The sequence below is a fragment of the Pseudomonas sp. 43NM1 genome, assembly GCF_002836905.1.
Classification (GTDB): domain Bacteria; phylum Pseudomonadota; class Gammaproteobacteria; order Pseudomonadales; family Pseudomonadaceae; genus Aquipseudomonas; species Aquipseudomonas prosekii.
The window spans coordinates 1-6948 of record NZ_MKGS01000068.1 but is presented as its reverse complement, the minus strand read 5'-3'; the positions used below and the strand labels follow the sequence as shown (position 1 = coordinate 6948).

Genomic DNA, 6948 nt, shown 5'->3' with positions numbered 1-6948 from the left:
GCCAACGCGCTGCGTGCTTGCTGGCAGCGTTCGCGCAGTGCCTGTTGCTGCGCCGCCCATTGGGCGCAGAACGCTTGCGGATTGCTGTCGAAATCCAGCCGACGACGGATGATCTGCCCGCGCTGCGTCGGCGCGGTGTGGCCGCTGAGGGCGACGTTGAGGCCGAAGCGGTCGAGCAGTTGCGGGCGCAGTTCGCCCTCTTCCGGGTTCATGGTGCCGATCAACACAAACTTCGCCGAATGCCGATGAGAAATGCCATCGCGCTCGATCAGGTTGGTGCCGCTGGCAGCAACGTCGAGCAGCAAATCGACGAGGTGATCGGGCAGCAGATTGACTTCATCGACGTAGAGCACGCCTCCGTCAGCCTTGGCCAGCACGCCGGGAGAAAACTGCGCACGGCCCTCGCTCAGCGCAGCGTCGAGGTCGAGGGTGCCGACCAGGCGCTCTTCGGTGGCGCCCAGCGGCAGCGTGACGAATTGGCCGCTGGCGAGCAGGTCGGCCAGGCCTCGGGCGAGGGTCGATTTGGCCATGCCGCGCGGGCCTTCAATAAGCACGCCGCCGATTTTCGGGTCGATGGCAGTGAGGCACAGTGCGAGCTTCAGATCATCGGCGCCGACCACGGCGGAGAGCGGGAAATGGGGTGTGTCGGTCATGGGGCAATCTCGTTCATGGTCGGTAATTTCTCAGCAGCAACTTCCATCCCTTGCGGGGGTGCGGTGTTCTAGCCGTCTTCTTCGATGTCCAACAGCAGGTTTTCCAGCGCTTCGCGGTATTCGCCGGGCTCTTGCCACATTCCGCGTTGCTGCGCTTCGAGCATGCGCTCGGTCATGTCGCGCAGCGCATGCGGGTTGTGTTCGCGGACAAAATCCCGGGTCGCCGGATCCAGCAAATACGCGTCAGCGAGCAACGCGTACTGGTGATCGTCAATCAATTGCGTGGTCGCATCAAACGCGAACAGATTGTCCACCGTCGCCGCCAGTTCAAACGCGCCTTTATAGCCGTGGCGCTTGACGCCGTCGATCCACTTCGGGTTCGCCGCGCGGGAACGGATCACCCGGTTCAGCTCTTCTTTCAACGTGCGAATTTTCGGCAGATCCGGTTGACTGTGATCGCCGTGATAACTGGCCGCCGCTGCACCGCTGAGGCTTTCGACGGCGGCGAGCATGCCGCCCTGGAATTGGTAATAGTCGTTGGAATCGAGCAAGTCATGCTCGCGATTGTCCTGGTTCTGCAGCACCGCTTGCACCTGACTCAGACGCTGGGCGAACTGTTGCCGCGCCGCCGTGCCTTCATCCGAACCGCCATAAGCGTAGCCACCCCAGTTCAGATAAACCTCGGCGAGGTCTTCGCGGCTTTGCCACAAACGCCCGTCGATAGCGCCCTGCACGCCTGCGCCATAGGCACCGGGCTTGGCCCCGAAAATGCGCCAACCGGCCTGACGCCGGGCCGCGTCTTCGTCGAGACCGCTGGCGAGCAACGCTGCACGTTCGGCGCGAACCTTGGCCGCCAGCGGATTGAGATCGTCCGGTTCGTCGAGTTCGGCCACCGCTTGCACCGCGGCGTCGAACAGCCGTATCAGATTGGCAAAGGCATCACGGAAGAATCCGGAAACGCGCAACGTCACATCGACTCGCGGACGGTCGAGCAGACTGACCGGGAGGATCTCGAAATCATCGACGCGTTGACTGCCGGTCGCCCACACCGGGCGCACGCCCATCAGCGCCATGGCTTGGGCGATGTCGTCGCCACCGGTGCGCATGGTCGCGGTGCCCCACACGGACAAACCGAGTTGGCGCAGGTGATCGCCGTGGTCCTGCATGTGTCGTTCGAGAATCAGGTTGGCTGACTGGAAACCGATGCGCCACGCGGTGGTGGTCGGCAGATTGCGCACGTCCACCGAATAGAAATTGCGCCCGGTGGGCAACACGTCCAGGCGACCGCGACTCGGTGCACCGCTCGGCCCGGCGGGAACAAAACGACCGCTGAGGGCATCGAGCAAACCGCGCATTTCCGCAGGGCCGCAAGCGTCGAGTCGGGGTGCGACTACCTCCAGCAGATGCTCGAGAATCGCATTCACCTCAGCCCAACTGGGACCTTGTGGGAGCGAGCTTGCTCGCGATGACGGTGGTTCAGTCGACATCGAAGTTGAATGATCCACCGCATCGCGAGCAAGCTCGCTCCCACAGGGATTTGGGTCGGCCAACGTGTCTGTGATCAATTGCGCGGCGAACAGCTCAAGCCGTTCGCGGGTATCGCCTGCCGTGCGCCACACGTCGTCGCTGATCGCCAGTAGCTCCACCGGGCGCGGTCCGAGCCACGGTTCGGCCAGCTCGCAGTCGAGCGGATCGAAGCCCAATGCAAGCGCTTTCGCCAGCGCCCGCAGCAGGCTAGATTGCGCGCCGCGACCGTCGCCGCGGGGGATGCGCAGCAACGCCAGCAACGTATCAATGCGCAAACGCCCGCTCGGCGATTCGCCGAAAATGTGCAGGCCATCGCGAATCTGCGATTCCTTCAAATCACACAAATACGTGTCGAGACGCGGCAACCAGATTGCCGCGTCGGCGTCGCTATTGAGCTTTTCATCGAGCTGCAATTCGCGGTCGATGTGCGTCTCGCGCACCAGTTGCAGGATGTCGCGCTGCAACTCGCGGGCGCGGCGTGGATCGAGCAATTGCGCTTCGTAATATTCGTCCGCCAACAGCTCCAGATTACGCAGCGGCCCGTAGGTTTCGGCGCGGGTCAGCGGCGGCATCAAGTGATCGATGATCACTGCCTGAGTGCGCCGTTTGGCCTGGGCGCCCTCGCCCGGATCGTTGACGATGAACGGATAAATGTTCGGCAGCGGCCCGAGCAACGCGTCCGGCCAGCAGTTTTCCGACAGCCCGACACCCTTGCCCGGCAGCCACTCGAGATTGCCGTGCTTGCCGACGTGAATCACGCCGTGGGCGCCATAGGTGTTGCGCAACCAGAAGTAGAACGCCAGATAACCGTGCGGCGGCACCAGATCGGGATCGTGATACACCGCGCTCGGATCAACCTGATAACCACGGGCCGGTTGAATGCCGACGAAGGTCAGGCCGAAGCGCAGGCCGGCGATCATCATCCGACCGTCGCGGAACATCGGATCGTTTTGCGGCGCTCCCCAGCGTTCCAGCACCGCTTGCTGATTGGTTTCGGGCAGCGCGTCGAACATCAGCGAATAGTCGTCCAACGCCAGGCTCTGCATGCATGGCCGCTGGTCGAGCGTGTCGAGGTCGTTGCTGACGCCGCCGAGCAGTTGCGCGATCAACGCGGTGCCGCTGGCCGGCAATTCTGCGGGCAACGGGTAACCTTCCTGATGCAGCGCGCGGAGGATATTCAGCGCCGCCGCTGGTGTGTCCAGACCGACGCCGTTGCCGATGCGGCCATCGCGGGTCGGGTAGTTGGCGAGGATCAGCGCAATGCGTTTTTCGGCATTCGGCACCCGGGCCAGATCGATCCAGCGCCGCGCCAGTTCGGCGACAAAATCCATGCGTTGCGGTTGCGCTCGATAGCAGACCACATCGGACTGGCTACGCTCACTGCGCCAGGCCAGATCCTTGAAACTGATCGGGCGGCTGATGATGCGCCCGTCGAGTTCCGGCAGCGCGATGTGCATCGCCAAATCGCGGGGGCCAAGGCCTTGCTCGCTGGCGCGCCAACCGGGTTCGTTGTCTTGGGCGCAAATCGCCTGGATCACCGGAATATTGCGCCGAAACGGCCGCAGGTGCGGCGCTTCGGGGCTGGACTGGGCGAACCCGGTGGTGTTGAGAATCACCGCCGCTTCGACCTCATCCAGCAAATCCTCGACCACCGTCAGGCAGCCGGGTTCTTTCAGGCTGGCCAGCGCAATCGGCAGCGGGTTCAACCCGGCGGCTTGCAAGCGCTGGCAAAAAATATCGATGAAACCGGTGTTCGCCGCTTGCAGGTGCGAGCGGTAGAACAGCACCGCCGCCACCGGTTGCTCGGCGCGCCATCCGGCTTGCCAATCACCCAGTTCGGCGGGGCTTTTCTGTGGGTGATAAATAGCCGTGCGCGGCAGGGTTTGCGGCTCGGCCCAGGCGTAGTCGCGGCCCAGCCATTGGCTAGCCAGACAGCGGAAAAAATCCAGCGCGTTGGCCATGCCGCCCTGACGCAAAAACTGCCAGAGACGATCGCGCTCGTCGGCCGCCACGGTGCTGAGATCGCTGAGTTCAGGGTCCGGGCGGTCGTCGCCGGGCACCAGAATCAGTTGCACACCGCGCGCCGACAATTCGACCAGGCGCTCGACGCCGTAACGCCAATAACCGATGCCGCCGTGCAGCGAAATCAGAATCACTTTGGCGTGACGAAGCACTTCATCGACGTACAAATCCACCGAGGCGTGATTCTGCACCTGCATCGGATTGGCCAGGCGCACGCTCGGGTAATCGTCGGGCAATTGCTGCGCGGCCTCGGCGAGCAGCGCCAGGCTGGAGTCGCCGCTGCACAGGATCACCAGTTCGGCGGCGGTTTGCCCAAGGTCGGCGATGTTGTCATCCGAAACAAATCCGCCGGGCTGGGTCCTGAGCAGGTGCATGGCTTAAACGCTGAGCGCGGCGCGCAATTGCGCTTCGAGTTGGCCGGCGTCGAGTTCCTGACCGATCAACACCAGACGCGTGCTGCGCACTTCATCGGCGCCCCACTGGCGGTCGAAGTGCTTGTCGAAACGCGTGCCCACGCCCTGAATCAACAGGCGCATCGGCTTGTTCGGAATCGCCGCAAACCCTTTGACGCGGAGGATGCCGTGCTTGACCACCAATTGCGTCAGCGCGTCCATCAGCAGGCTTTCGTCGGCCTGCGGCAGTTCGATCGAAATCGAATCAAAAGCATCGTGATCATGATCGTCTTCACCTTCGTGGTGATGATCGTGATGGCTGTGGCGGCTGTCGATGTGTTCTTCAGAACCGGCGCCCAGACCGATCAGCACGTCCAGTGGCACACGACCGCTGCTGGCTTCGATGACTTTGACCGCTGGCGGCAGCTCTTCGGCGACTTCCAGGCGTACGCGAGCGAGGTCTTCCGGGCTGATCAGGTCAGCTTTGTTGAGGATGACGAGGTCGGCGCTGGCCAGTTGGTCGGCGAACAATTCGTGCAGCGGCGATTCGTGATCGAGGTTGGGGTCGAGTTTGCGCTGGGCGTCGACCTGGTCCGGGAACGCGGCGAAGGTGCCGGCGGCGACGGCCGGGCTGTCGACCACGGTGATGACCGCGTCAACCGTGCAGGCGCTGCGGATTTCCGGCCACTGGAAGGCTTGCACCAGTGGCTTTGGCAGGGCCAGGCCCGAGGTTTCGATGAGGATGTGGTCGAGGTCGCCGCGACGCGCGACCAGTTCACGCATCACCGGGAAGAATTCTTCCTGAACCGTGCAGCACAGGCAGCCGTTGGCCAGTTCGTAGACGCGGCCATTGGCTTCTTCTTCGGTGCAGCCGATCGAGCACTGCTTGAGGATTTCGCCGTCGATGCCCAGCTCGCCAAACTCGTTGACGATCACCGCGATGCGCCGCCCTTGCGCGTTGTCGAGCATATGCCGCAGTAAGGTGGTTTTGCCCGAGCCGAGGAAGCCGGTGACGATGGTGACGGGGAGTTTGGCCAGTGTTTTCATCGGATGCCCTTTGGCAAGGTGGCGGGCATACGGGACGACGACCGCAGCGATGAAGGCGCGGAAGATTTCGCCACCGGATCACCCCGCCCGGTTGTAGTGAGAATTCGTTTCGAGGCAGGTCTCCTGGCTTTCGGCGCGCCGGCCTCGGGGCCTGGCATTCGCTGCGCCTTCCCGCGAACCCGTTTTGGAAGGGATTTGCAGTGGCGTGGCAGCGAACATCACCGTTCACAGTTGCGGGGGCAGCCGCGGCATCGACCGCGTTCCCTTCTTAGCTTCGGCACATGCCGAAGAACCTCGAAAGCGCAAGGCTACGCATGGTGCGGGGGCGGGTCAATGTCTTGTATTGCCCGCACTGGCCCCATCGCGAGCAAGCTCGCTCCCACATTGGAATGCGCTCACCTGTGGGAGCGAGCTTGCTCGCGATGAAGTCACCCTAGTCCCGAGTTGAGAACCCCTGCCAATTGACGCTTCGCCCCGCGCATGCTCTCCTACACGCCTTGTTACGGGTGCCCTTCACAGGGTGAAACGGGAAACCGGTGAATCATGTGCTTTACTCTAAAGCCATGTCAGTCCGGTGCTGCCCCCGCAACGGTAAGCGAGCGAAGAATCAGATCCACTGTGTCGGCAGTTCGGCATGGGAAGGCGATTCTTGCAGGCTCGGGCATTTGCCCTCGCCCCTCGTGAGCCCGGAGACCGGCCCGCAACGCAAAGTGACCACTACGATCACTGAATGACAAACCCGCGGTGGGCGGGCGCTGTTTAGGCTTCTGCGCGCTCGCTCGCAGGGGTTTTCATGCGCTCGATTCACCCGCTGACAGACCAGAGGGAAGCGCCATGTCGATCATCACCAGCACCGACCACAGCACCGCCACCAGCAACACCACAACCCTGAGCCAACGCCTGACCGCCGCCGTATGCGCGTCGATTCTCGGCGCGTGCCTGGTGTATTTCGCCGGTTTCTCGCACATCGAAGCGGTGCACAATGCCGCCCACGATACCCGTCACAGCTCTGCGTTCCCGTGCCATTGAGACCTGCCGACATGATCAAGCGTATCGCGCAAACCGCAGGTTTCACCGGGCTGCTGGCCGCCCTGTTGCTGACCCTGCTGCAAAGCTTCTGGGTGTCGCCGCTGATTCTCCAAGCGGAAACCTATGAAAAATCCGAGCCCGCCGCCGCCGTTGTCGCTCACGAGCACAGTGAAGGTGCAGCCGCCGCTCACACGCATGACGCCGAAGCATGGGAACCGGAAGACGGCTGGCAGCGCGTGCTGTTCACCACGGGCGGCAATCTGGTGGTCGCGGTCGGT

The 6948-nt window shown here is 63.0% G+C and carries 5 protein-coding genes and 2 riboswitches; of the genes, 2 read left to right on the top strand and 3 right to left on the bottom strand.

The features are described 5' to 3' along the window. The 3 genes from BI292_RS07860 to cobW form a co-directional block, all read right to left on the bottom strand. Positions 1-653, bottom strand: a 653-nt coding sequence (locus BI292_RS07860; RefSeq protein ID WP_101207530.1) for an ATP-binding protein, incomplete at its 3' end; no start/stop codon positions are given. 68 nt (positions 654-721) lie between these two features. After that, positions 722-4576 (bottom strand): cobaltochelatase subunit CobN, encoded by a 3855-nt coding sequence (gene cobN, locus BI292_RS07855; protein WP_101207529.1) that lies wholly within the window; start codon positions 4574-4576, stop codon positions 722-724. Between the two features lie 3 nt (positions 4577-4579). Then, positions 4580-5641: a cobalamin biosynthesis protein CobW gene (gene cobW / locus BI292_RS07850; protein WP_092269275.1), complete on the bottom strand. Its 1062-nt coding sequence runs from the start codon at positions 5639-5641 to the stop codon at positions 4580-4582. Between the two features lie 95 nt (positions 5642-5736). Then, a riboswitch (cobalamin riboswitch) is annotated at positions 5737-5953 on the bottom strand. Between the two features lie 175 nt (positions 5954-6128). Next, positions 6129-6358: riboswitch (cobalamin riboswitch) on the top strand. Positions 6359-6475: 117 nt separating this feature from the next. Between cobW and BI292_RS07845 the strand changes: the two genes are divergently transcribed. Together BI292_RS07845 and BI292_RS07840 are read left to right on the top strand one after the other, a co-directional pair. Continuing rightward, positions 6476-6670: a CbtB-domain containing protein gene (locus tag BI292_RS07845; protein ID WP_092269278.1), complete on the top strand. Its 195-nt coding sequence runs from the start codon at positions 6476-6478 to the stop codon at positions 6668-6670. Between the two features lie 11 nt (positions 6671-6681). Next, the coding region (locus tag BI292_RS07840) for a CbtA family protein (protein WP_178076546.1) at positions 6682-6948 on the top strand (267 nt) is incomplete at its 3' end.